Source organism: Breznakia sp. PF5-3, from assembly GCF_029504745.1.
Lineage (GTDB): Bacteria > Bacillota_I > Bacilli_A > Erysipelotrichales > Erysipelotrichaceae > Breznakia.
The window spans coordinates 17,079-41,541 of record NZ_JAQFIQ010000014.1 but is presented as its reverse complement, the minus strand read 5'-3'; the positions used below and the strand labels follow the sequence as shown (position 1 = coordinate 41,541).

Annotated in this window: 26 protein-coding genes, 1 tRNA gene and 1 other annotated feature; of the genes, 20 read left to right on the top strand and 7 right to left on the bottom strand. The window is 31.4% G+C overall.

Translation table 11 applies throughout. The features are described 5' to 3' along the window. The first annotated feature begins 28 nt into the window (after positions 1 to 28). Positions 29 to 664: a hypothetical protein gene (locus M2475_RS04975; protein ID WP_277490009.1), complete on the top strand. Its 636-nt coding sequence runs from the start codon at positions 29 to 31 to the stop codon at positions 662 to 664. 143 nt (positions 665 to 807) lie between these two features. Continuing rightward, positions 808 to 883: transfer RNA gene (locus M2475_RS04970), tRNA-His, on the top strand. Between the two features lie 74 nt (positions 884 to 957). On the opposite strand, the gene M2475_RS04965 is transcribed toward M2475_RS04970, so the two are convergent. Then, a complete protein-coding gene (locus tag M2475_RS04965) occupies positions 958 to 1,176 on the bottom strand; it encodes a hypothetical protein (protein WP_277490008.1) in 219 nt (72 codons plus the stop codon). Between the two features lie 170 nt (positions 1,177 to 1,346). Between M2475_RS04965 and M2475_RS04960 the strand changes: the two genes are divergently transcribed. From M2475_RS04960 to M2475_RS04940, 5 genes are all read left to right on the top strand, one after another. Then, positions 1,347 to 2,711, top strand: a complete 1,365-nt coding sequence (locus M2475_RS04960) for a citrate/2-methylcitrate synthase (protein WP_277490007.1) — start codon at positions 1,347 to 1,349, stop codon at positions 2,709 to 2,711. A 163-nt stretch (positions 2,712 to 2,874) separates the two neighbouring features. Continuing rightward, positions 2,875 to 3,297, top strand: a complete 423-nt coding sequence (locus tag M2475_RS04955; RefSeq protein ID WP_277490006.1) for a winged helix DNA-binding protein — start codon at positions 2,875 to 2,877, stop codon at positions 3,295 to 3,297. Positions 3,298 to 3,379: 82 nt separating this feature from the next. Then, positions 3,380 to 3,544 (top strand): hypothetical protein, encoded by a 165-nt coding sequence (locus M2475_RS04950; protein WP_277490005.1) that lies wholly within the window; start codon positions 3,380 to 3,382, stop codon positions 3,542 to 3,544. A gap of 113 nt (positions 3,545 to 3,657) precedes the next feature. Next, positions 3,658 to 4,113 carry a LytTR family DNA-binding domain-containing protein gene (locus M2475_RS04945; RefSeq protein ID WP_277490004.1) on the top strand — a complete coding sequence of 152 codons (456 nt, stop codon included), beginning with the start codon at positions 3,658 to 3,660 and terminating at the stop codon, positions 4,111 to 4,113. Position 4,114: 1 nt separating this feature from the next. Next, the gene (locus M2475_RS04940) at positions 4,115 to 4,837 is read left to right on the top strand and encodes a hypothetical protein (protein ID WP_277490002.1); all 723 of its coding nucleotides are present in this window, start codon (positions 4,115 to 4,117) and stop codon (positions 4,835 to 4,837) included. A 768-nt stretch (positions 4,838 to 5,605) separates the two neighbouring features. Here the strand turns inward: M2475_RS04940 and M2475_RS04935 are convergent. The 3 genes from M2475_RS04935 to M2475_RS04925 all read right to left on the bottom strand — a co-directional run bounded on the left by M2475_RS04935 (position 5,606) and on the right by M2475_RS04925 (position 7,988). Then, on the bottom strand, positions 5,606 to 6,190 hold the full coding sequence (locus tag M2475_RS04935) for a 3'-5' exonuclease (protein WP_277490001.1): 585 nt from the start codon (positions 6,188 to 6,190) through the stop codon (positions 5,606 to 5,608). Positions 6,191 to 6,865: 675 nt separating this feature from the next. Further along, positions 6,866 to 7,270 carry a hypothetical protein gene (locus tag M2475_RS04930; RefSeq protein WP_277489999.1) on the bottom strand — a complete coding sequence of 135 codons (405 nt, stop codon included), beginning with the start codon at positions 7,268 to 7,270 and terminating at the stop codon, positions 6,866 to 6,868. A gap of 112 nt (positions 7,271 to 7,382) precedes the next feature. Next, positions 7,383 to 7,988, bottom strand: a complete 606-nt coding sequence (locus M2475_RS04925) for a S24 family peptidase (RefSeq protein WP_277489998.1) — start codon at positions 7,986 to 7,988, stop codon at positions 7,383 to 7,385. A 130-nt stretch (positions 7,989 to 8,118) separates the two neighbouring features. On the opposite strand from M2475_RS04925, the gene M2475_RS04920 reads away from it, so the two are divergent. The 4 genes from M2475_RS04920 to M2475_RS04905 all read left to right on the top strand — a co-directional run bounded on the left by M2475_RS04920 (position 8,119) and on the right by M2475_RS04905 (position 11,237). Next, on the top strand, positions 8,119 to 8,355 hold the full coding sequence (locus M2475_RS04920) for a helix-turn-helix transcriptional regulator (RefSeq protein WP_277489997.1): 237 nt from the start codon (positions 8,119 to 8,121) through the stop codon (positions 8,353 to 8,355). 146 nt (positions 8,356 to 8,501) lie between these two features. After that, positions 8,502 to 9,113, top strand: coding sequence for an isochorismatase family protein (locus M2475_RS04915; RefSeq protein WP_277489996.1), 612 nt, complete (start codon positions 8,502 to 8,504; stop codon positions 9,111 to 9,113). Positions 9,114 to 9,118: 5 nt separating this feature from the next. Beyond that, positions 9,119 to 10,594, top strand: coding sequence for a nicotinate phosphoribosyltransferase (locus M2475_RS04910; RefSeq protein WP_277489994.1), 1,476 nt, complete (start codon positions 9,119 to 9,121; stop codon positions 10,592 to 10,594). Position 10,595: 1 nt separating this feature from the next. After that, complete coding sequence (locus M2475_RS04905; protein WP_277489992.1) at positions 10,596 to 11,237, top strand: hypothetical protein; 642 nt, start codon at positions 10,596 to 10,598, stop codon at positions 11,235 to 11,237. Here the strand turns inward: M2475_RS04905 and M2475_RS04900 are convergent. Next, entirely contained in the window at positions 11,234 to 11,971 is a 738-nt protein-coding gene (locus tag M2475_RS04900; protein WP_277489991.1) for an alpha/beta fold hydrolase, read from the bottom strand. The two genes, M2475_RS04905 and M2475_RS04900, sit on opposite strands and share 4 nt — an antisense overlap. An 87-nt stretch (positions 11,972 to 12,058) precedes the next feature. Continuing rightward, positions 12,059 to 12,298 (top strand) — a binding site (T-box leader). 34 nt (positions 12,299 to 12,332) lie between these two features. Between M2475_RS04900 and M2475_RS04895 the strand changes: the two genes are divergently transcribed. From M2475_RS04895 to M2475_RS04880, 4 genes are all read left to right on the top strand, one after another. Beyond that, positions 12,333 to 13,367, top strand: a complete 1,035-nt coding sequence (locus M2475_RS04895) for an ATP-binding cassette domain-containing protein (protein WP_277489990.1) — start codon at positions 12,333 to 12,335, stop codon at positions 13,365 to 13,367. 134 nt (positions 13,368 to 13,501) lie between these two features. Further along, positions 13,502 to 14,110, top strand: a complete 609-nt coding sequence (locus M2475_RS04890) for a methionine ABC transporter permease (RefSeq protein WP_346780368.1) — start codon at positions 13,502 to 13,504, stop codon at positions 14,108 to 14,110. A 12-nt stretch (positions 14,111 to 14,122) separates the two neighbouring features. Next, entirely contained in the window at positions 14,123 to 14,953 is an 831-nt protein-coding gene (locus tag M2475_RS04885) for a MetQ/NlpA family ABC transporter substrate-binding protein (RefSeq protein ID WP_277489987.1), read from the top strand. A gap of 132 nt (positions 14,954 to 15,085) precedes the next feature. Further along, the gene (locus M2475_RS04880) at positions 15,086 to 15,802 is read left to right on the top strand and encodes a hypothetical protein (RefSeq protein ID WP_277489986.1); all 717 of its coding nucleotides are present in this window, start codon (positions 15,086 to 15,088) and stop codon (positions 15,800 to 15,802) included. 71 nt (positions 15,803 to 15,873) lie between these two features. Here the strand turns inward: M2475_RS04880 and M2475_RS04875 are convergent, their stop codons facing one another. Further along, positions 15,874 to 17,973, bottom strand: a complete 2,100-nt coding sequence (locus M2475_RS04875) for a glutamine synthetase III (RefSeq protein WP_277489985.1) — start codon at positions 17,971 to 17,973, stop codon at positions 15,874 to 15,876. A 106-nt stretch (positions 17,974 to 18,079) separates the two neighbouring features. Then, positions 18,080 to 18,604 carry a GNAT family N-acetyltransferase gene (locus M2475_RS04870; RefSeq protein WP_277489984.1) on the bottom strand — a complete coding sequence of 175 codons (525 nt, stop codon included), beginning with the start codon at positions 18,602 to 18,604 and terminating at the stop codon, positions 18,080 to 18,082. A 162-nt stretch (positions 18,605 to 18,766) separates the two neighbouring features. On the opposite strand from M2475_RS04870, the gene M2475_RS04865 reads away from it, so the two are divergent. The 5 genes from M2475_RS04865 (at position 18,767) to srtB (ending at position 24,365) form a co-directional block, all read left to right on the top strand. Beyond that, a complete protein-coding gene (locus M2475_RS04865) occupies positions 18,767 to 20,038 on the top strand; it encodes a glutamine synthetase family protein (RefSeq protein WP_277489983.1) in 1,272 nt (423 codons plus the stop codon). A gap of 16 nt (positions 20,039 to 20,054) precedes the next feature. After that, a complete protein-coding gene (locus M2475_RS04860) occupies positions 20,055 to 20,621 on the top strand; it encodes an ANTAR domain-containing protein (RefSeq protein WP_277489982.1) in 567 nt (188 codons plus the stop codon). 12 nt (positions 20,622 to 20,633) lie between these two features. After that, positions 20,634 to 22,226 (top strand): CTP synthase, encoded by a 1,593-nt coding sequence (locus tag M2475_RS04855; protein WP_277489980.1) that lies wholly within the window; start codon positions 20,634 to 20,636, stop codon positions 22,224 to 22,226. 78 nt (positions 22,227 to 22,304) lie between these two features. After that, positions 22,305 to 23,435, top strand: a complete 1,131-nt coding sequence (locus M2475_RS04850; protein ID WP_277489978.1) for an ATP-grasp domain-containing protein — start codon at positions 22,305 to 22,307, stop codon at positions 23,433 to 23,435. Between the two features lie 99 nt (positions 23,436 to 23,534). Next, a complete protein-coding gene (gene srtB, locus M2475_RS04845; protein ID WP_277489977.1) occupies positions 23,535 to 24,365 on the top strand; it encodes a class B sortase in 831 nt (276 codons plus the stop codon). Positions 24,366 to 24,463: the final 98 nt, after the last annotated feature.

The following is a 24,463-nucleotide window of genomic DNA, read 5'->3' as shown; positions in this document are numbered from 1 at the left end:
ATAAACTTATTGTACATAGGAGAATGACATGAGTAATAACAATTCAGGATGGGAAGTAAAAGAAGGAAAAATAAAAATTGGTACAGAATGGAAAGATGCTAAGCAATTGAAACGAAGTTTTATAATAGAACTACTTGTTGCAATTGGATTTGGTATTCTTTGTGTTTATGCTTTCACAATTCATGTAGTTTTTGGAGTAATAATGATTTTTGCTACATTATTTTTTGTTTTGACAGCAATGGGGTCAGTCAACGCACTTAAAGCACTAAATGAAAAAATCAAACTATTGCCAGAAGTTAATTTTGGTGGGGCAAAAGATAAAATAAATAAATTAAGAGATAAGCTTGGAAGTAAAGTTGTTGAAGATATTACTCAAATGGAGGTTGTGTTAACAATTCCATTAACAAAAACAGCAAATAAAAAACGTCAAGAAACGATAAGTGCACTTGAAAGAGGAAGCGTTCTTAATATTCATGATGATTATATGGTGAAGACTCAAGAGGATAAAGAAGTTGGTGAAATTTCAAAAGCTAACATCAATAAGTTAAACACATACAAAGATCAAACAGAAGATTGCAATGGCTTCAAATGTAGAGTAGACACAATTGAAAAGAATGATAATGACAAGCATGTTGTTATAGTGGAAATTCTAAAAGTTAACTAAAAGCTCAGTAGAGCTTTTTTTCTTAATTTAATGGATTAAATGTTGAGAATAGATTATTATCTTTAATTCTTCTTTATCTTTAATTTTCCTATTTACAAAATCGTATATTTTAGGTATAATCATATATGCTTACAGAAATTATGGCGATCGTGGTGAAGCGGTTAACACAGCGGGTTGTGGTCCCGTCATGCGTGGGTTCAAATCCCATCGGTCGCCCCATTAAGAAAGAAAACCCTTATTTTAAGGGTTTTTATAATATACAATCTTTGGTGTAATCCAATTAATATAATTAATTAGTTAATCATAGCTAATAGGCGACTCATATCCATTTCATCAATAACAAACGTATGCGATGTTGAACCATAACCAGATTGGTGGAGTGAAACCATCGTAATTTCATTTTTTTCTGGCTCAATGAATGATATATTGTCAATGTTAATGATTAATTCATTGCTTTCATTTTTCTTTAATACCTTTTTATTTCGATTTGTAACTTTAATAAATTTAGCCATAGTAAAGCTCCTCTCTATTGAATTATATCATAATATATATTTCAAAATAGAGAGAAATTCTCATGATAAAATATTCATTATTTTAGGATGCATACGAAAATAATGCTAGTTATTTACCATTCGAATAGTGTATAATTATGATAATCTATATAAAAAGGAGGATTCAGATTATGGCAGACATTAACTATTCAGAAGTGACAGAGCAAATTCAAACGTTAGCTGACCTTTGTCAGGATAACAGTAACATTGATGCTTCCTTATATACACAGTATGAAGTTAATAGGGGACTTCGGGATCTGAATGGAAAAGGTGTGTTAACTGGATTGACTGAGATAAGTGAAATTGTCTCATCAAAAGAGATCGATGGTAAACTAAAACCATGTGATGGGGAATTATATTATAGAGGATATAATGTAAATGATTTAGTAAATGGATTTATAAATGAAAAACGTTGTGGTTTTGAAGAAACGATTTATTTACTTTTGTTTGGTGAATTGCCAACTAGCAATGAGTTAAAAGATTTTCAATCACTGCTTAGCCGTTATCGTAATTTACCTACAAACTTTGTTCGTGATGTAGTAATGAAAGCGCCTAGCGAAGATATGATGAATACATTAGCTCGTAGTGTATTAACACTTGCATCTTATGATGAAGCAGCTGATGATATTTCAATACCGAATGTATTATTGCAAAGTATTCGATTGATTGCACTTTTTCCATTGTTATCTGTATATGGATACCATGCATATAATCATTATCTAGGTGGAGAAAGTCTTTTTATTCATAATCCACAACCAGATTTGTCAACAGCAGAAAATATTTTATATATGTTACGACCAGATAAAAAATATTCAGATTTGGAAGCACGAATTTTGGATTTGGCTTTAATTCTTCATGCTGATCATGGTGGAGGGAATAATTCAACCTTTACTTGCCATGTAGTAACATCTTCAGGCACAGATACTTATTCTGCTATTGCAGCATCTTTAGCTAGTTTAAAAGGACCTAAACATGGTGGAGCCAATATTAAGGTAGTACGAATGTTTGATGATATGAAGAAAAATATTAAAGATTGGAATAACGAGGATGAAATATCACAATATTTAAGTGATTTATTAAATAAAAAAGCGTTTGATAAAGCTGGACTTATCTATGGTATGGGGCATGCAGTGTATTCCTTAAGTGATCCTAGAGCGAGTATTTTTAAGAAGTTCGTTAAAAACTTAGCAGAAGAAAAGGGAAGAATGGAAGAATTTCAATTGTATAATGCAGTAGAGCGACTTGCACCAAAAATCATTGCTGATGAAAGAAAAGTTTATAAAGGAGTTTCCGCAAACATAGACTTTTATAGTGGGTTTGTTTATAGTATGTTGGATTTACCAATGCAGTTATATACACCAATCTTTGCTATGAGTAGAATTGCAGGTTGGAGTGCACACCGATTAGAGGAATTAATTAATGCAGGAAAAATTATTCGGCCAGCATACAAAGCAGTTTCGAATCGTAAAGCATATACAGAAATAAAAGATCGATAAACCAGAGAATTCACTCTGGTTTTTTTATGAATATACAAAAAAATAGTTCATAAAATGAATTTCATTACAAATTATAGAATATTTATGAATAAAAAAATAAAAATTGCATTTTATAAGTTATTGTAAGAATATAATATAAATAAATTATATAAGTGAGGTATTTATGAAAATTGAGAAAGTATTAAAATGTGAAAAGTTAATAAAGGATATTAATAGTGCGTGGCTAGAAGAAATGGTTCCATACTATGAAGCAAATGGGATAAACTATCGAAATTTAGAAATTTTGAATCTTGTATGTGAAAACGATTTGCTTACACTTAATAGTTTGGCTACTTTGGTCGGTAGAGCAGCTACGAATATATCTGCAGATTTGAAGAAACTAGAAAAAAGAGAGTTAATTGGAAAAGAAGTATCTACAACAGATAAGCGAGTAGTTTATATTAAGGCAACCGAAGAAGGAAGGCGCTTAGCTAAGGAAGGAAAGGCCTATTTTAGTGAAATACTGGAAGAAGTATTATCAGAGGAAAGCATTGATAGTTTATTACTTGCTTTAGAAAACTATCATGGAGAAATGAAAAACGCTTAATTATTATATGTAATATCGTGTGTGTGACTCGAAAAGGACAAGCCTTTTGCTATAATATGTATATAGGATAGGAGGATTGTATATGAGTCATGAAGATATGGTTGCTCGTATTTTACAAGAGACAAGTGAATATACAGTTGTTGATTTAAATGCAATGAGCGAAAATGAATTAATAGGTGTTTATTATGATGTTGTTGGTATGGAGGGGAATGAGACAATACAGTATGATGAAGAAGTTGACTGGTGAAGTCAACTTCTTCATTTTCTTTTTTATCCACTTACTTTAAAAACATAACCACTTAGCGAAAAATAATAGGAAAATAAAAATAATCCGCTATAATGTAAACAAGGAGATGAGAAATGAAAGTACATATTGAATTAATAGATAATGATGATGAAGAAGTTGTGATTATCAAATGTAAAAACATTGATGAGCATATTCAAAAAATACAGCAATATATAACAGCTCATGCATCTCCACAGATGAACATAGTTTTTTATAAAGGAAGTGATGAATTTTACTTCCCGTTAGAGACGGTTTTATTTTTTGAAACAAGTGAAGATGAAGTATATGCACATACTGCAGAAGACGCATATCGAGTAAAACTTAGGTTGTATGAATTGGAAGCTGATTTGCCATCCAATTTTTTACGAGTATCAAAATCAACAATTTTAAATGTTCATCATATATATTCTATACAACGAAATTTGACTGCCTCCAGTAAGGTGCAGTTTCGAAATAGTTACAAAGAAGTTTACGTATCAAGAATGTATTATAAGACATTGAAGTTTAGACTTCAAGGGAGGAGTGAATAAAATGAAAAGTAAAAATATTTTTTGGGGGTTGTTCTTTCTATGTGCAGGAGCAATGATTATTTTGGGACAATTTGATTATTTTGAAATAAATGTTTTCAGATTGATTTTCACAGCATTTCTAATTATTATAGCTGTTTCTAGTATCTTTAGAAGAAATTGGTTTCTTGTTGTGATGCCACTTGTTTGGGCGTTTTGGATTAATAAAGATATTTTGAATATAGAACAACATATCCAATTTTTCCCACTTATGATAGCTGGTGCATTTGCAAGCGTGGGATTATCGATTATTTTTAAAAGTGATTATTCATATAGAGGGAATTATTCATATCATGAGCATCATAATTACAAAAATAGAGGAGAACGACAAGAGAGTATGAGCCAGGATGATGATGTAGTGAATTGTAGATCTTCATGTTCATCAAGTTCTCAATATTTACACTCTAATAATTTACAAAAAGCGAAATTAAGTTGTTCATTGGGTTCTTTACAGGTATATTTTGATCACGCTATTCCATGTGAATCTGGTTTGGATATTGAAGTTCATTGTGAATTAGGTTCAATTGAGTTATATATTCCAAGAGATTGGAATGTAATAAATAATGTTTCTACAACACTAGGTGCTGCAGAAGAAAAATATCGCTATAATAATATTGATAAAAACGGACCGCTTGTTGAAATCCGAGGGTCTGTAACTTTAGGTTCAATTGAAATTATCTACATTTAAAAATCGGATAGTAAAACTATTCGTTTTTTTATTTAAATTAACACTTTCTTAACAATGGATTTATTTGAAATTAACAAATATGGTCTACACTATGAAATGTAGACATAAAAAAGCCTATAAAAAATCAAAATAAAGCTTATTTATAGGGATTTACAAATTCCTACTAAAAAAATAGGCATTTAAGTTGCATTGCTACTCCGATATGATAGTATATGCGTAGGCAGGGATGCCAAGGAAGAATAATCACTTATTTAATTTAATTTTACAGTCCACCAAGGAGGTGGATAAAAAATTAATTTTAATTCCTACTAAAATTATAGGGTAAGGTGATTATGGGATATAGAAGAGTAGTTAAATTAGTTTTTGGGATAAACTAGATAACTGTAAGGTTTATGTAAGATAGGATGGAGATCTAATTTATCCAAGAAATGGAAGATGGAAAGAAAAAGGAAGCTGGGAAGGCAATAAAGGAAGAAGGAAAGAGAAAAAGGAAGTTGGAAAGGTAATTAATGGAAGAAGGAAAGGAAAAAAGGAAGCTGGAAAGGTAATTAATGGAAGAAGGAAAGGAAAAAAGGAAGTTGGAAAGGTAGTAAAGGAAGAAGGAAAGAGAAAAAGGAAGTTGGAAAGGTAGTAAAGGAAGAAGGAAAGGGAAAAGGAAGTTGGAAAGGCGTTATATTAATATATCGGGGTAAAGGAAAGGGCTAATTGGAAGAATCGGGAAGGACAAATGAAAAAAACAATCTATAATTCCCTCCATAGATTGTTTTTTTATTTGCTTTGTTGTTCACAATAGTATTGATAAACGGTGTTACATGTTTCGCAATCATCAATAGCGCGATGCGAGTTGTTGACAAGTCCAAAATAGTTTTTAAGCGTTTCTAAACGATGATTTTCAATCAATGGTTTAGGTATTGTTTTGCGTGCTAATGGTACAGTGTCAATCACCATATTAGGAAATAGGTCAAGCTGACATCGGTGTGCTTCACCAGCAAGCATTTTAACATCATAGGAAGCATTGTGAGCTACTAATGTATAATCTTCAATAAACTCGTAAAAATCGAGTAAGACACTTTTTATTGTCGGTTTGTCTATAAGATCTTCATTACGAATGCCAGTTAGATTGGTGATGAAAGAAGAAATTGATTCTTCAGGATTGATCAATTGATTAAATTCTTCAATTTTTTCATAATTATGATATTTGATTGCTCCAATTTCAATAACTCGATTATGGGTTGGAGAAAGTCCAGTAGTCTCTGTATCGAAAACGATATAATCACTAGGGTGTATATTGGTTTTTCGTTCTTGGTAACAGTTGCAAAGGACAGCATCTGGCACGATTATTTTGTCTTTCATAAGATACCTCTTTTTTTTATTTTATCACAAGACTTTAGTTATTAAAATATATTATTATGTGATTGTTGGTCTGATAAAAAAACAACAGATTATAAGTGTTAAACACAAGATAATTATATCGTTATATGGTTGGATTAATAACTATATTATTTATAAAATAAAGCGATAAACGAAGCAATTTTCATATAAAAGGAAGTATAATTTAAAGCTTCATAGCATTATATAAACTCGATATTCACACTTTCATTTTAATACTTCATTTTAAATGAACATTTTAGTTTACATAAAATACATTTATGCTATAATGATATAGTAAAACAAGGTGTAAATATCCCTTTCCTATCTTCCTACCTTGTTTTACACCCTTAAAAATTATAGAGCCGTAAGGCTCTTTTTTTATAATAATAAAACGACATACAAAATTGTATGTCGAAGAGAGAAAGATGTTTGATTATAATAAGTGAGAATATCAAACATCCATATAAAGAGACTGGCTATTTTTAGCCACTTATATTTTATCATGTTCTCTAAATTTAGTATAGTCCAAAATATAAAATTTATAATTTAAAACTATTATAAACGAAAGATAAAAAATAATATGATTACCATTATGAAAAGAATATTAACTTATAATCAAAAAAACTCCTTAAGCTTTATTAGCAAGGAGTTTTTTATTTATGTTTTTTTAGTAAAATGATGTGAACATTTTGGACATTTGATTTCAATTTTTCCTTTGCCTCTAGGAACTCTTACACTTTGAAAACAGTGAGGACACAAGTAATATTTATTCGCTTTATCTTGATGATTCTTTTTTATAATACGAAATCTTTTGCGAACTGGATTAGTTAAATTTAGAAATTTATTGTTTTCTTTTTGACGAGCATAAATGTTTCTCGAATATGTTCGAAAGATTACTACAATCAAGAAAGCATAAATAAGGAATACAAGGATTGAGTTTTGAAAGAAAAAAGTATTGATAATGGTTAAAGTAATAAGAATAATAAAGATAAAGTTATTTAACTTATCATTTCCATACCGTCCTTGCATAAATCGATACAAAGCAAATTTTAGTTTGTTCATTTTATACCTCCTAAATTTTTATGTATGAAATATATTATAATACAGAATATTAAAAAGGAAAGGAATAATGTAGATTTCACAATCTTTCACATAAAAAGAGCATCAGCTCATTTTAATAGAATCGCTTTAGCTCTTTTATAACACCTAAAATTTCAATTTCATCTAAAGATTGTATCTCGATAGTATCATCTTTTTTGTTTTGAAGTAATGTTTCTAAGAATATCTGTTTCTTCTTAGTTTTCACTTTTCGAACTTGTATCTTCCGCTTAAGCTTAATCACAGCAATTTGACCATTAGATAGCTTATCTACACGTTCGACAATAACAACATCATTTTTATGAAATTCAGGATGCAGTGTGTTATTAGTGATGGTTAATGCAAAATATTCATGATTGCTTTGTTTATTATCATAAACAATGTAATCTACTTTCTCTTCTTCAATTAAAAACCGTTTATAAAGTGGTATTTTAGAATTTACCTTTCTTTGTTTGTGTAATGATAACGGCTCAATCAATTGATATTTATGAATGTTTAAATAATCAGCTAATGCTTGAATTTTATCTATTCTAGGATATTTCTTCCCATTCACCCATTCAGAAACAATTCCAGATCCATATTTTAAATCTCGAATGATATCCGCTTGTGTTTTATTTGCTAAATTCATGTAATATATAAGATTAGCTGAAAACGTTTTTCTTAGTTCTTCTTTTGTCCCCATAAGTCCTCCAGTTATATTTAATTATACTACCAAAGGGAACAAAAACAACACTAAAGTGAAAATCATTTCCGATAATTTGACAACTCACTTTAAACGATTATAATAAAATTAAAGTAAAGGAGGGTAGTGGATGGAAGAATTTATGATGACGTTAAAAGCCTGTCGAGTAAATGCTAATTTGAAAATAAAAGATGTAGCAAAAATCGTTGGAAAAACAGAGCGAACGATCAAAAATTGGGAAAGTGGTAGAAGTATTCCAAATGGTATAGATTTAAAAAAACTTGCAAAACTATATAATATACCAATAGATTATATTTTTTTAGGTGATGAACTCACTTTAAGCGAATACTATAATAGTCCAAAGTAGCCCGACAAGGATTCATTGTGATATAAAATAAAAAGGTTTTCTTTTATTAAAGAGAACCTTTTTCATGAATAATGAGCAAATGCAAGAAAGTTAAAAAATATGATTGATTTAGTGTATAATATAATAATAAATAGAAGGTGGAAATCATGGCAAAAGTATCAAAGCAATATAAAGAAAAAATCCCTACAGCTACATTTTCTGATTTGTCTAGACCAATTGTATTTGTAGTTGATATGATAAATGGGTTTACAAAAGAAGGGGCACTTAGTGATGCTTCAATATTAGAGATAAATGATGATATTATTAGGTTGTTAAAGAATGAACCTGCAAATGTTTTTGTATGCGATTCTCATAATTTAGATGCTAGAGAATTTGAATCATATCCAATTCACTGTATTGAAAACACAGAAGAATCAGATGTGATTCATGAGTTGAAAGAGTATGTACAAGATACGATATATAAGAATAGTACCAATGCATTTGTAGCAGAAGGATTTCAATCGCAGATGGAAGAATATCTATTAGCTTATGATGACTATGTTATCGTTGGATGTTGTAGTGATATTTGTATTATGCAATTTGCATTAGCTTTTCAAACATTTCTAAATGAACACAATTTGAATAAAAAAAGAATTATTGTTCCAATAAATATGATTGAAACTTTTCATATAGAAGGTGTACATGATCAACAAAAAATGAATGAAACAGCTTGTGGTTTTATGATTTCAAATGGTATTCAAGTTGTTGAAATGAGGTAATTGAGATGAGAAACTATGATTTGAAATTTGATTTTAGAGATTCAAGAAATTTAAGTTTAGTAATGGATTTATATGAATTGACTATGGCACAAGTTTATTTTAATGAAGGTAAAAAGGATCAAATTGTAACTTTTGATATGTTTTATCGTCGCAATCCAGATAATGGTGGATTTGCTCTTTTTGCAGGATTGGAAGAAGTGATTGGGTTTATTCAAAACTTACATTTTGGAGAAGAAGAAATATATTATTTGAAAAGTTTAAATAAATTCAATGATGAATTTTTAGATTATCTTCGTCATTTTATTTTTACTGGTGATATTTATGCTATGCAAGAAGGAAGCGTTGTTTTTCCCAATGAACCATTGTTGCGAATTGAAGCTAAAATTATTGAAGCCCAAATTGTTGAAACAGCTATTTTGTTAGCAATTAATCATCAGACATTAATAGCAACTAAGGCAAATAGGGTTGTGCGTGCAGCTGGAGGTAGAGGGGTAATGGAATTTGGAGCACGTCGTGCTCACAACTTTGATGCTGCTAATTATGGGGCTCGTGCAGCTTATATCGCTGGTGTTAATGCCAGTGCTACAACAAGTGCAGGGCAGATGTTTGGTTTACCAGTTACAGGGACAATGGCACACAGCTTTATTCAAAGCTATGATAGTGAATACGAAGCATTTTTAGCATATGCGAAAAATTATCCTGCACAAACATCATTGCTTCTTGATACCTATGATACATTGCGAAGTGGAGTTAAAAATGCTATTAAAATCGCTCATGAATATTTGATTCCAAATGGTTATCGACTCCAAAGTGTACGAATTGATAGCGGAGATATTTCTTATTTATCTAAAAAAATAAGAAAAGAATTAGATGCAGCAGGATTACAAGATTGTAAGATTATCGCCAGTAATTCATTTGATGAATATATTATTAAGTCTTTGATTGATCAAGGGGCTCAGATAGATTCTTTTGGAGTTGGGGAAAATCTTATATGCAGTAAGAGCTCACCTGTTTTTGGGGGGGTATACAAACTAAGTTCATTGTTGATGGATGGACAATACTTGCCAAAGATAAAGATTAGTGACAATGTTGGAAAGCTTACCAATCCTGGAAAGAAAGAAGTGTATCGAATTTATGATAAAGAAAGTGGAAAAGCGGCAGCTGATTTACTAACCTTACATGATGAGGAGTTATTAGAAACCAAAGATTTAACAATCTATCATCCTCAAGATGTATGGAAGTTTAAAACATTTAAAGCAGGTTCATACGATTTAAGAAAATTGCTTGTACCAATATTTATTGGTGGAAAATTAGTTTATGATTGTCCAGAAATTGAAGATATAAGAGCATATAGTAAAACAGAGCGAGATAGTATGTGGGATGAGCTTTTCCGTTTTGAATATCCACAAGAATATTATGTGGATTTAACTAAAAAATTATTGGATTTAAAACTAAGCATGTTAGAAAGTGTGAAAAAATAAAATGAATGTTAAAAAGATATACTATATTTGCTTTGGCGTTTATGTAGTATTGCTTGGCTATGCTTTTTATAGTAACTATACAAATGGATACATGCATTCGTTTATGATGACCTTTGTATCAGCAGCTTTACTATTTGTGCCACAATTAGTATTTAAAATCTTTAAGCTAAAACCAGTGTATGAAATTTATATAATTGCACTTATTTTTATTGCAATTGCTTCCTTATTTGGAAGTTCTTACCGCTTTTTTGATCATTATTTATATTGGGATAAAATTTCTCATGCATTCAGTGGGGTATTAGGTGTTCTTTTTGCTTATATATTATTTTGTACTTTAAAAAAAATACATCATGTTGAAAAAAAAGATGTGCCATTGATGTTAATTTTTATAAACGCAGTAAATATATCAATCGCAGCCTTATGGGAACAATATGAATATATTTGTTTATTAGTTGCAGATTATGACGCAATTAATCATTATACATCAGGTGTTCATGATTCTATGGGAGATATTGGAGTATGTATTATTGGTGGTGTTATTACAACACTATTCATTGTTCAACGATATCGTAGTGGAAAACCCAATTTCATCACTAATGTATACGAAAAGTTTTACGAGCACAATATAAAAAATAGAGGTTAGCCTTTTTGGACTTTATCCTCTATTTTTTTATATGGATCTTCAGCAATCTGTGGTGTATAGGTAATTAGTTTATCTTGCATAAATAGTGAAAATAATTGGTATACTTCATTGTTTGTTTTTTTATCTAGCATTAGTCGATGTGGACCTTCATGCAAAATAATTAATCGCTTTTTATCATGCTGGATTTTGTTGTATGCATTTATACTACTTCTTAGAGGGATTACTTGATCATTATCACCATGAACAATTAGTGTAGGACATAAAACGAGATTGATATCGTCTTTACATCGATCAACAACTTCCATAAAGCAAGATACTTGTTTGTTTGACATGGTTAATTCAGATGGTTGGTTATTGATAATTTTCATAATTGTATCGACAACACTTCGCAGACTAATAAATTCAAATGCAGGAGCAATTAAAAATAGTTTTTTCACATTGTATTTACTGGCTAGATAAGATGCTAAAACACCTCCCATAGAAAAACCAATGATATAAATATCTCGTTGTAAAGGCAATAGTTTTTCTAATTCCTTTTCGCAACGTTCAATCCAAATAGACGCATTTGTATCATTATCATCTTGATCATCAAAAATGTCAAAAGTGATGAATTCATATGTATCTTCACCCCATAATTTGAAATTATTATACTCTGTAGATCTTCTGTGTCCAAATCCATGAATGCATAATATTAATGGTTTTTTCTTAAATTTTGCTTTTAATTTTTCAAACATAATATACCTCTTAGACAATATTATCTCATAAATTTCAAATTTGTATATTGACAAGATGGGAAATAATGGGTATCATGTGCATATAAATTAAAAACGATGAAGAGAAGAGTACATTTATGAAATCCTTCTTAGAGAGTCCAGTATGGTGAAAATGGATAAGGTTAGTAGTTTATCGAAAATGGTCTTGGAGTTACATAATTGAATGAGAGTTCTTTAGATTATGTCGGGTTCACCCGTTATTGTGATAGAGTATGATAGTACTCGAAGAGGCTAATATAGTAATATATTAGTAAATTAAGGTGGTAACACGATGCATTCGTCCTTTGGGAGAATGTTTTTTTATTTTATAGGAGGTGGAAGTGTGAGTAAAATCCAATTAGTGAATATCACAAAAATATTTAAGACCAAAGAAAATGATGTACATGCAGTAAGAAAAGCATCCTTACATATAGAGGAGAAAGATATATTTGGTGTCATTGGATTCAGTGGTGCTGGAAAAAGTACTTTAATTCGTTGTATTAATTTATTAGAACGTCCAACCGAGGGTGAAGTAGTAATTGATGGTAAAAATTTAATGGATTTGAGTGCACGGGATTTACGTGCAGAACGGAAGAAAATAGGAATGATATTTCAACATTTCAATTTGATGAGATCTAGAACTGTTGCTCAAAACATCGCTTTTCCGCTAAAGGGAAGTGGTTTAAGTAAAGAGCAAATAAATAAGAAGGTTGATGAATTATTGGAATTAGTAGAATTAAAGGACAAGAAGAAAGCATATCCATCACAGCTTAGTGGAGGACAAAAGCAAAGAGTTGCAATTGCAAGAGCTTTGGCTAATGATCCTAGTATTCTGCTTTGTGATGAAGCAACAAGTGCACTTGATCCTCAAACAACACAATCAATACTAGCACTTCTAAAAAACTTAAATGAAAAGCTCAAAATAACAATTGTAATCATCACTCATGAAATGGCAGTTGTAAAAGCGATTTGTAACAAAGTAGCAATCATGGAAGATGGAAATATTGTAGAAGAAGGAAATATCATAGATATTTTTACAAAACCAAAAAGTGAAGTTACACGTACTTTTATTAATACGACTACATCGATTCATCAGATTTATGAATTGATTGAGAAGAATGATCCGCTTGTCGATTTGGATGTTGATGAGACGATGTTACGGCTTGTTTACTCATCTAGCAATACCAAAGAAGCTTTGATGACGTACTTAGTGAAAACATATGATGTTAGTTTTAATATCATATTTGGTAATGTTGAAGTACTAGCGAATAGTCCACTTGGAAATTTGGTGGTTAAGCTGAAAGGTGAAAAAGCAAACATAGAAAGTGCTATCACGTATATTAAAGGACAAGGTGTTGGAGTGGAGGTGTTGAAATAATGGATATAGGAACAATGATTTCAAATTTTTTTGAGTCAATCTTAGCTGTCATATTTGATGTTGTTACACAATTTCTACCTATGGATTTTATGAATAATCCTAAAATGATTAGTGAATTGGTACAAGAAACATATATGACATTAAAAATGTTATTCTTTTCAGGAATCTTTGCATTGATATTTGGAATAATCTTTGGGGTTCTTATTACCGTTACTAAGAAAGATGGAATTTTGGAAAACAAAATTATTTATTTTATCTTAGATAAATTTATTAATTTCTTCCGTTCTATTCCATTTGTTATTTTGATGGCTTTATTGGTTGGTGCATCAAGATTGGTTATGGGGACGGCAACTGGTATAAAAGGAACATATATTCCCTTAATTTTTGGAACTATTCCATTTTTTGCAAGACAAATTGAATCGGTACTTTCAGAAGTAGATGATGGATTGATTGAAGCAAGTATTGCAATGGGAAACACACCAATGCAAATCATTACACGAGTTTATTTAAAAGAGAGTATTCCTGGTATTATTCGCTCCGTATCAATTACCTTGATTTCATTGCTTGGATTAACTGCAATGGCTGGTCAAGTAGGAGGAGGAGGTCTAGGTGCATTTGCTATTCGACATGGATATGCACGAGGTAAAGTGGATGCAACCTGGTCTACAGTAATTATTATTTTATTAATCGTAACCGCGATACAAGCATTAGGAAATTATTTAACAAGAAAAACAACCCATTAGGAGGAGAAAGAAATGAAAAAATTATTAGGTGTATTTATAGCTTTAGGACTATTAGTAGGCTGTGGTGGAAATAGTGGTGATGAAGCTAAAGAAGAATTAGAAACAATTACAATTGGAGCTTCTGCATCACCACATGCAGAAATCTTAGAAAGCATTGAAGAAGATTTGAAAAAAGAAGGGTATGAGTTAGATATTCAAGTATTTGATGATTATGTTCAACCAAACTTAGCTGTTGATGAAGGGGAAATAGATGCAAACTTTTTCCAACATACGCCATATTTAGAAGGATTTAATGAAGATAATGGTACAGAAGTAGAAGCAGTGGCAAAAATTCACTTTGAACCAATTGGAATTTATAGTAATGATACAACTGAAAAAAATGAAGATTTCTCAGTTGATGATGTGAAAGACGGCGCTGTTATCTCTGTGCCAGATGATCCAACAAATGAAGCAAGAGCTCTTCAATTGTTAGCTGCAAAAGGAATTATCGAGGTAAAAAAAGATGCAGGATTATCAGCAACTAAAACAGATATCACGAAGAATCCAAAGAATGTTGAAATTCTTGAAGTTAAAGCGGAAGGTGTAGCAGCAACATTACCTGATGTAGATTATGCTATCATAAATGGAAATTATGCATTGACAAATGAAGTGGATGGAAACTTGATTGTGTCAGAAGATAAAGGTAGTGAAGCAGCACAAACATATGCAAATGTAATCGCAGTTAAAAAAGGGCATGGGGATGATAAAAAAATCAAAGCTTTGATAAAAGTCTTAACAAACGCAAAAACTAAGAAATACATTGAAAAAACATATGGTGATTTAGTAGTTGCAGTATTTGATTAATTTACACAAAAAGCGCATTGCGCTTTTTTTAGTGTTATGTTTCATCAAAAAGAAACTAAATAATAAGGATTGTTTGTAGGGTTTCGCAGAAAACATTTTCTTATGGTATAATGAACAACAAGGAGTGATATTTTGGAATATTTGAAAAAAAATAAAGTGTTTATTGCTTTGATAACCATCCTTGTAGTATGTATCACCGCGTTGGTTATACAACTTACAAGAAATTCAAACACAAATACAAGAACTCCTGATCCAGGGACAAGTGGCGATACCAATACAGGAATTGAGAGTTTTAGTGTATCATTAACACAAGGGCTTAATCTTACTTTTAATTGGAGTGTCAATCGTGGAAATGACATAATAGAAAAAATGGAAATCTATCATGGGGAAAAATTACTACAAGATGTAAGTGATAAAGCTGTATATTCTATTGGTTTGTTTGGAAGTGGTATTCATACTGGGAATAATGAATTTTCTTTCGTAATAACATTGGACAATGGAAAAACAATAGAGAAAAGTACATATAGTTATATAGATGAAGTATTAGATTTTCAGGTTACTAATACAAAAACGGAAAGCAAAATTATATACACAGTTTCTTATTATTATGAGAAAACCCAGCCTGTTAACGCACCAAAGGTTGAAGTTCATTTTGATCAAAAGGTGGATATGAAAATCAACTATATAAGTAATAATAAAGTAGCAGAAGAAAGTGATTATGTGCATATGAATTCAATATATGAATTGGATACATCACAAGCTCCTGTAGGAACCTATCATGTTGACTTGAATTTTACCTTTGATGAATATAATTTGAATTTTCCAGAATCAACAACCGTCGAAATATAAAGGAGAACTTTGAATGAAGTTCTCCTTTATATTTCACAATTGCAGATAAGCAAAAGGTTTGTGATGTTTTTTTATATAGAGACAGAATATAATAAATCTCCATATGAAGGGAAGGGCCAATACTGCTTGGCGCAGTTTTGCTCGATTTCATCGGCAATGGCACGCAAGTCAACCATTTTCACAAGCACGCTATTACAATAATATTTAGCATTTTCTTGCAAGTCTTTAATTCCATTAGCTTTAATGATATCATCTGCTAATTCTTCTGTTTTACGATACAAATCACTCGCAAGAACACTTAATTTATTGATGAGAGAGTCTTCAACTTCAAACTTTATCGTTGAAGATATTGCCTTTTTGGTAACAATGCTTTCACTCAAATCTTTGATATAAGCTAAAATGGCAGGAATGATATTCTTCTTAGACATGTTTACCATTGTTTCTGCTTCAATATTAATAGCCTTTGAATATTCTTCGATTAAGATATCCATACGAGATTGCATTTCACTTTTTGTGTAAATGTTATTTCTAGTAAATAATTGAATATTTTTCTCATCCATATAGTGTGGCAAAGCTTCTGGCGTAGTTCTAAAATTCATAAGTCCTCGCTTTTCTGCCTCTACAATCCATGAATCATCATATCCATTACCATTAAATATGATTCTTTGATGTTCAGTAAATGTTTTTTTAATCAATTCGTGTAATTCTTTATTAAAATCTGTTGCTTTTTCTAAATGGTCAGCAAAGTTATTTAATGTATCGGCAACAATTGTGTTAATCATAATATTAGGACAAGAAATAGATAATTGTGATCCTAACATGCGAAATTCAAATTTGTTTCCAGTAAAAGCAAACGGTGATGTACGATTACGATCGGTTGTGTCTTTTGTAAAAGGAGGTAAGGCATCAACACCGATGGTCATTTTATTCGCACATACCGTTTTGCAAGGTCTATCTTCAATGATTGCATTTATGATTTCTTCTAACTCAGAACCAGTAAAGATGGAAATGATTGCAGGAGGGGCTTCATTAGCACCTAAGCGATGATCATTTCCTGCACTTGCAACAGATATTCTTAGTAAGTCTTGGTAATCGTCAACAGCTTTAACTAGCGCTGCTAGCATAAGCAAGAATTGAGCGTTTTCACTTGGCGTATCTCCAGGTTCTAACAGGTTCTCTCCGGTATCTGTTGATAGGGACCAGTTATTGTGTTTACCACTTCCGTTGATTCCTGCAAACGGCTTTTCATGTAATAAACAAACAAGTCCATGGCGTAAGGCCACTTTTTTCATGATTTCCATAGTTAGTTGATTATGGTCGGTAGCGACATTTGTGAGTGAATAGATAGGTGCTAATTCATGTTGTGCAGGAGCAACTTCATTATGTTGCGTTTTTGCTAGAATACCTAATTTCCACAATTCTTCATTCAGTTCTTTCATAAACGATGCTACTTTTGGTTTTAATACACCAAAGTAGTGGTCATCAAGTTCTTGAGTTTTTGGAGGTCTAGCACCATAAAGTGTTCTACCAGTGTAAATCAAGTCTTTTCGTTGATCCCAAAGTGACTTTTCAATAAGAAAGTATTCTTGTTCTGCACCAACGGTTGTATGAACGCGTTTCACATTATCTTTACCAAATAACTTTAGAATTCGCAATGCTTGCGTATTGATAAGTTCTTGAGATTTTAGGAGTGGTGTTTTTTTATCAAGTGCTTCGCCATTGTAAGACATGAAGACACTTGGGATACATAAAACGCCTTCTTTGATGAATGTATATGATGTTGGATCCCACCCAGTATAACCACGAGCTTCAAAAGTTGCTCGTAATCCACCATTAGGAAAACTAGAAGCATCTGGTTCACCCTTGATAAGTTCTTTACCAGAAAATTCCATGATAATACTTCCATCTCCACTTGGAGAAATAAAAGCATCATGCTTTTCTGCAGTGATTCCTGTCATTGGCTGAAACCAATGAGTATAATGTGTTGCACCGTTTTCAATAGCCCAATCTTTCATAGCGGATGCAATGGTATTAGCACAATCAGGATCAAGAAGCTTTCCTTCATCGATCGTAGCTTTGTACTTTTTATAAACATCTTTAGGTAACTTTGCTTTCATACAACGATCATCAAAGACCATAGACCCAAAAACCTCAGTCACGTTTGTTTTCATAAATTTCCTCCCATTAATCGAACTAACAAAAAAAGGTGCCGTAGATAAAAATACCTACAGCACCTTTGCTGTTATACAAAGAGTTTATCCTTTCTTGGGTTTCTTGTCAAGCTATATTTTTAGAATATTGATAGCATCGATGATATTTGTTTGTTGGCTTATAAAACTCATCTTTAAAGTATAAAAACCCCAATTTCTTTAAAAGTCTTGCTGAAGCTTCATTATCAGGGTGATGTCCTGCATAAATCTTTAATTCACGATGTTTATTATGAATGTATTTTAAAATTGCATCACTTGCTTCAAAGGCATATCCTTGATGCCAAAATGCAGGAAGTAAGTGAAATCCCATTTCTATTTGTTGTGGATTGTCCACAAAGGGACGAAAGCCACAACAACCAATAAATTGATTGTCAGATAATGAAAAAATAGGAAAATATTGAATATGAAAATATTCCTCATTCTTGATTTCTTCCTTTAGACGCTCATGTATCTCTTCAACACTAAAAAAATGATTTGCATGAATATACTTACCCACTTCTTTATTGCCCCATAGTTTTGTTGCAAGTTCCAAATCATCATAATTCCATTTTGAAAATCCAATTCGTTTAGTTTTTAAAAAATAATTGTGCATAAGCGTTCTCCAAGTATATTTTTTAGTAAGATGTAACCTTATTATAGACAATTTTTTTGAATTTAGAAAGTTGATTTTGAGAGTTGACATCATTTTATAATTAGGTCTATAATTCAGACATAAGATTTTTCGTGTTATAATGAAAACAGAATGGAGGATGTCATGAAAATAGAGAAAATTTTGCGGTATATTGAGCTAAATCATGTGAAATTTGTTCGCTTAGCATTTTGTGATATTTTTGGAACACTCAAAAATTTATCTATTAATGCAGACGACTTCGAACAAGCCACAGAAGAAGGAATTAACTTAGATGCATCTGATGTTAATGGTTTTATGAACTATAAGAAAACGGATTTACTACTCTATCCAGATTTGGATACAATGACAATCTTGCCATGGAGATCAGGTCATGAAAAAGTTGTTCGTTTTTTTTGTGATATTCGACACCTTGATGGAACGCCATTTGAAGGAGATGGAAGATACTTTTTAAAACAAGCGATGGAGGCTTGTGAATCCTATGGATATACACCTAAAATAGGGATTGAAAGCGAGTTTTATTTATTTCAAAACGATGTGGATGGAAATCCTACAAATCGACCGATTGACCATGCATCGTATTTGGATGTTACACCTTTGGATGGTGGTGAAAATATTCGTCGAGAAATATGTCTTTCTTTAGAAGAAATGGGTGTAAAAACAAAGATGAGTTATCATGAAAAAGGACCTGGACAAAACGTGATAACCTTTGAAGATAATTATGCATTGCAAGCTGCAGATAACTTGATAACGTTTAAGAACTGTGTAAAGAGTATTGCTTTATTGAATGATTTGTATGCTTCATTTTTACCACGCCCGCTTGCTGATGCAAGTGGTAGTGGATTGAGAATTAAAGTAACCCTAAGCAAGAATGATCGAAATATTTTTGAAGATGATTATGAAGTAAACTTGGAGGAACAACGAAATTTTATTGCTGGAGTATTGAATCGTACTTATGAGATGAGTTTGTTTTTGAATCCAATTAATAATTCTTATGAACGTTTGGGAAGTGAAAAAGCACCAAAGTACATAACTTGGGCCGAAGGGAATCAAAGTCAGTTGTTGCGTGTTGATGAAAAGCAAGATGAGTATTCTTATATCATGTTGCGCTCAGCAGATGCTGCATGTAATCCTTATTACGCCTATGGCTTATTATTATATGCGGGAATTGAAGGGATGCGAAAAAGTGAAACATTGAGTGAGGGGCATTCAAAAAGTACAAAGGAATTGCCAAAAAATCTGAAAGAAGCTGTAGAAAGTGTACAAAATTCAGAATTTGTTAAAGAAGTAATAAATAAAAAAACAGTTACAATGTTCTGTGAAATAAAGAGTGAAGAAGCTGCATCATATAAAGATGAGCAAAGATTTGATAGTGATCCATATTTTAAATTAATTTAGGAAAGTGAGGTAAGGTATGAGTAGTTGTTTGATTGTTTCCAGTTTAGATAAAAGTCTTGATGCACTATCACAACTTTTAAAAGCTATTCATATCGATACGATTGTAGCTAGTAAAAGTGCAAAAGAAGCAAAACAGTTGTTGAATACTCAACGTTTTGATTTAGTGTTAATCAATACACCACTCGCTGATGAATTTGGGCATGAGATTACAATGTATGCTGCACAAAATTCAACTAGTGGAGTAGTTATGTTGATAAAAAAGGAAATCTTAGAAGATGTTAGTAATCGGCTAAATAAATTTGGTGTTATGTGTATAGGAAAACCACTTGATCGTCAAGTGTTCACACAAGCGATCTCAATGGCACTATCGACACATCGAAGAATTAGTAATTTTCATGATGAAAATATTCGTTTACATGAAAAAGTAGAAAATATTCAATTGATTAGTCGAGCAAAGTACGTTCTGATTGAATATTTGAATATGAGCGAAGTACAAGCACATCGATATATTGAAAAGAAAGCGATGGATAAACGTGTTTCAAAAGAAATGGTAGCAAAGGAAATATTAAAGACATATGGTTAAATGGTGGGTGAAATGAGAAAATATATTTTTGTAACAGGTGGTGTTGTAAGTGGCTTGGGGAAAGGCATTACAGCTGCTAGTTTAGGTAGGTTATTAAAAGAACGTGGTTTAAAAGTTATGGCACAGAAGATGGATCCATATATCAATGTAGATTGTGGAACGATGTCACCTTATCAGCATGGTGAAGTTTTTGTGACCGATGATGGAGCTGAGACAGATCTTGATTTGGGCCATTATGAGCGGTTTATTGATGAGGATTTGAATCGGTTTTCCAATTTAACAAGTGGAAAGGTATATTGGAATGTTTTAAATAAAGAACGCAAAGGTGAATATTTAGGTGAAACGGTACAAGTAATTCCTCATATTACACAAGAGATTAAAGATTTTATTTATGCTGTAGGTGATGAACAAGACGCTGATATGGTGATCAGTGAAATTGGTGGAACTACAGGGGATATTGAATCGCAACCATTTTTAGAAGCAATTCGACAAGTGAGTTTTGAGGTGGGAAAAGAGAATTGTTTGTTTATTCATGTAACGTTAGTCCCTTACATTAAAAGCAGTGGGGAACATAAATCAAAACCAACGCAGCATAGTGTAAAAGAATTGCAATCATTGGGAATTTCTCCAGATATCATTGTATGTCGAAGTGATGAATTTTTAGATGTTTCTATATTAAATAAAATTGCGCTTTTTTGTAATGTGAAAAAGGATTGTGTTATTCAAAATGTAACTCTTCCTATCTTATATGAATGTCCATTGATGTTGGAGGAAGCGAATTTTTCTGATATTGTCTGTCGTGAATTGAATTTGATAACTCCAGCACCAAATATGGAGGCTTGGAAAACTTTAGTAACAAGAATAAAAAGCTGTAATAAGCAGGCTAAAATAGCGTTGGTTGGAAAGTATACAAAGTTACATGATGCATATTTATCCATTGTAGAAGCACTAAAGCATGGAGGCTATGAAAATGATGCAGAAGTGGAAATAAAATGGATAGATAGTGAATCTTTGAATCCAGATACAATTAGTGAAGTGCTTGGCGAATGTCATGGCATTATCATTCCTGGTGGTTTTGGAGAGCGTGGAATGGATGGCATGGTTTTAGCTTGTCAATATGCACGAGAAAATAATATTCCATATTTAGGAATATGTTTAGGGATGCAAATTGCAACGATAGAGTTTGCTCGAAATGTTTTAAAATATCTAGATGCAAATTCAAGTGAATTCACTCCACAAGGAAAACACAATGTAATTGATTTAATGGACTCACAAATTAGCATAGATCACAAAGGTGGAACAATGCGTTTAGGAGCTTACCCATGCACTATTAAAAAAGATTCAAAATTATATTATACTTACCAAGAAGAAAAGATATCTGAAAGGCATCGCCATCGTTATGAGTTTAATAATGATTATCGTGATGAATTTATTCATAATCATATGGAAATTGTAGGAACGAGTCCAGATAATCTTCTTGTGGAGGCAATCGAATATAATAAAAATGATTTTCATATTGGAGTTCAATATCATCCTGAATTCAAATCTAGACCAAATAAAGCACATCCTTTATTTAGGGAATTCATAAAAGCTTCTTTAAAATAATTAATATTCTATAAGGTCTTATTGGCTTTTGCACAATAGACCTTTTATGTTATGATGATAAAAATATGGAGGATAAAAATGATTATATTAGATAAACCATATATTTCAGAAGACTTAATAACTTATGCAAAAACATCACAACACCCAGTGTTATTAAATGATTATATTCAATCGCAAGGTATTGATGGATTGAATCTAGTACAGAGAGCTATACCGGGGGAACGTATTTATACAGCTTCGGAAACATCTCTACATTGGGTTTATGAAAATGATGAAAACAAAGTTCGTATTCAAAATATTGAGATAATGAAAGATAAAGCACTTTTTCGTGAAAAAATGAAGGATATGTATCCAACGTATTATTTTAGAGAACTTGATTTATCATCACTATTCAACTTACCTTTTTCCCAAATAAAGGTTCCATGTATTCTTAAGCCAACAGTTGGCTTCTTTAGTGCTGGTGTTTATTATATTGAAAATGAAAAAGATTATAAACAAGCAATACAATCTTTACAAAGAGAAGTAGCAAAGTGGGATGAACTTTATCATGAGCAGGTAGTTGGGAAGAGTAAGTTTATTTTGGAAGAATATATTGATGGAGAAGAGTATGCTATTGATGTATATTTTGATGAAAATGGTAAACCAGTCATTTTAAACATTTTAAAACATGAGTTTTCTTCAAATGCAGATGTAAGTGATCGTTTATATTACACAAGTAAAGATATTATTATACAAAATCTTAAGAAGTTTGAAACCTTTTTTATACAAATGAACTCTTATTTAGGGGTGATGAATTTTGCTTCTCATATTGAAATAAGGGTAAAAGATGAGCAAATATCCATTATTGAATGTAACCCAATGCGATTTGCAGGGTTGTGTTGTAATGATCTTTCATATTATGCATTTGGTTTTTATGCATATGATTATTTCTTAAACAATAAAATTCCAGTATGGGATGAAATCTTGAAAAACAAAGGAAAAGAAAAATATGCAATGATTGTTCTTAATAAGCCAAGTGTTAAAGAACCAATAACTTTTTTTAATTATGAACAATTGCTTTCAAAAATTAATAAACCTTTGTCATTGCGTAAATTTGATTTTCAAACATTCGATGCATTTGGTGTATTGTTTGTTGAAAGTGATGAATCACATGCAGCAGAATTGGACTATATTATGAATGTTGATTTGCAAATCTTTACCAAAGAATAAGGGCAAGGGGGAATTGGTTTACTAAAAAAGGCTTTTTAGGTATAATAGAAATGATAGTTTAGGGTACAAACTTTAGTAGAAAGTGAGTTGAATATGTTTATGGAAAAACGAAAAAAAGAAAGAAGAAAAGTTAGTCCTGTTCGTAAATGGATTGAAAGACTTATTTTGCTGATTGCAGTGTGTGTCTTTATTTATGCAGGATGGAATTTATATACGATTTTCAAAGCAAATGATGATGAAGCAAAAGATACAGAACGCTTACGTGATACAGCTAAGATTCCTACAAAAGAAGAAGATTTGGATAAGTTCAAGGTAGATTTTGATGCATTAAAAAAAGTGAATCCAGATATTGTTGGGTGGATTGTTGTTTTGGATACCGAAATCTCATATCCGGTTGTAAAGGGGAGTGATAATGAATATTATTTGAATCATCTCTATGATAAAACAGAAAATTATGCAGGTTCTATTTTTATGGATTATCGAAACAATGAAGATTTAAGTGATCCGAATACATTTATTTATGGACATAATGTACACCATGGAACGATGTTTGCGGAATTGGAAAATTATGTGAAAAAAGATTTCTTCGAAAAGCATCCATATGTGTATTATTATACGCCAGACGCAAGTTACAAATTACAAGTGTTTAGCGCCTATGTGGATAAAGGAGATTCTCAGTCTTATAATATTTCCTTTGGTGATGACGCATCGTATCAAGCATATCTTGACTATGTAAAAGGGTTGAGTAGACATACGAATGATGTGACAGTAACTGCCAAGGAACATATAATCACCTTGTATACTTGTAGTTATGAGGATGGTAGAAACCCAGGGAATACAGAAGCAGAATATATTGATGATCGATATTTTGTCCATTGTAAAATCGTCAAAGCATTGAATGGTGAAATGCCATATGAAAAATCAAATTAGTTTGTTTTAGAATATCGGTTTTTGAACATGAAAGCTTTTAAAGATCAATTTGTTTGATCTTTTTTTATGCAAAATAAATATATAATTACATGAGGAAG

Coding starts and splice junctions, on each gene's coding strand:
- M2475_RS04950 (WP_277490005.1), top strand. CDS start 3,380: ATGAGTCATGAAGATATGGTTGCTCGTATTTTACAAGAGACAAGTGAA.
- M2475_RS04945 (WP_277490004.1), top strand. CDS start 3,658: ATGAAAGTACATATTGAATTAATAGATAATGATGATGAAGAAGTTGTG.
- M2475_RS04935 (WP_277490001.1), bottom strand. CDS start 6,190: ATGAAAGACAAAATAATCGTGCCAGATGCTGTCCTTTGCAACTGTTAC.
- M2475_RS04900 (WP_277489991.1), bottom strand. CDS start 11,971: ATGTTTGAAAAATTAAAAGCAAAATTTAAGAAAAAACCATTAATATTA.
- M2475_RS04960 (WP_277490007.1), top strand. CDS start 1,347: ATGGCAGACATTAACTATTCAGAAGTGACAGAGCAAATTCAAACGTTA.
- M2475_RS04910 (WP_277489994.1), top strand. CDS start 9,119: ATGAGAAACTATGATTTGAAATTTGATTTTAGAGATTCAAGAAATTTA.
- M2475_RS04855 (WP_277489980.1), top strand. CDS start 20,634: ATGAGAAAATATATTTTTGTAACAGGTGGTGTTGTAAGTGGCTTGGGG.
- M2475_RS04870 (WP_277489984.1), bottom strand. CDS start 18,604: ATGCACAATTATTTTTTAAAAACTAAACGAATTGGATTTTCAAAATGG.
- M2475_RS04850 (WP_277489978.1), top strand. CDS start 22,305: ATGATTATATTAGATAAACCATATATTTCAGAAGACTTAATAACTTAT.
- M2475_RS04885 (WP_277489987.1), top strand. CDS start 14,123: ATGAAAAAATTATTAGGTGTATTTATAGCTTTAGGACTATTAGTAGGC.
- M2475_RS04940 (WP_277490002.1), top strand. CDS start 4,115: ATGAAAAGTAAAAATATTTTTTGGGGGTTGTTCTTTCTATGTGCAGGA.
- M2475_RS04890 (WP_346780368.1), top strand. CDS start 13,502: ATGACATTAAAAATGTTATTCTTTTCAGGAATCTTTGCATTGATATTT.
- M2475_RS04965 (WP_277490008.1), bottom strand. CDS start 1,176: ATGGCTAAATTTATTAAAGTTACAAATCGAAATAAAAAGGTATTAAAG.
- M2475_RS04955 (WP_277490006.1), top strand. CDS start 2,875: ATGAAAATTGAGAAAGTATTAAAATGTGAAAAGTTAATAAAGGATATT.
- M2475_RS04925 (WP_277489998.1), bottom strand. CDS start 7,988: ATGGGGACAAAAGAAGAACTAAGAAAAACGTTTTCAGCTAATCTTATA.
- M2475_RS04875 (WP_277489985.1), bottom strand. CDS start 17,973: ATGAAAACAAACGTGACTGAGGTTTTTGGGTCTATGGTCTTTGATGAT.
- M2475_RS04865 (WP_277489983.1), top strand. CDS start 18,767: ATGAAAATAGAGAAAATTTTGCGGTATATTGAGCTAAATCATGTGAAA.
- M2475_RS04905 (WP_277489992.1), top strand. CDS start 10,596: ATGAATGTTAAAAAGATATACTATATTTGCTTTGGCGTTTATGTAGTA.
- M2475_RS04930 (WP_277489999.1), bottom strand. CDS start 7,270: ATGAACAAACTAAAATTTGCTTTGTATCGATTTATGCAAGGACGGTAT.
- M2475_RS04920 (WP_277489997.1), top strand. CDS start 8,119: ATGGAAGAATTTATGATGACGTTAAAAGCCTGTCGAGTAAATGCTAAT.
- M2475_RS04975 (WP_277490009.1), top strand. CDS start 29: ATGAGTAATAACAATTCAGGATGGGAAGTAAAAGAAGGAAAAATAAAA.
- M2475_RS04860 (WP_277489982.1), top strand. CDS start 20,055: ATGAGTAGTTGTTTGATTGTTTCCAGTTTAGATAAAAGTCTTGATGCA.
- srtB (WP_277489977.1), top strand. CDS start 23,535: ATGGAAAAACGAAAAAAAGAAAGAAGAAAAGTTAGTCCTGTTCGTAAA.
- M2475_RS04915 (WP_277489996.1), top strand. CDS start 8,502: ATGGCAAAAGTATCAAAGCAATATAAAGAAAAAATCCCTACAGCTACA.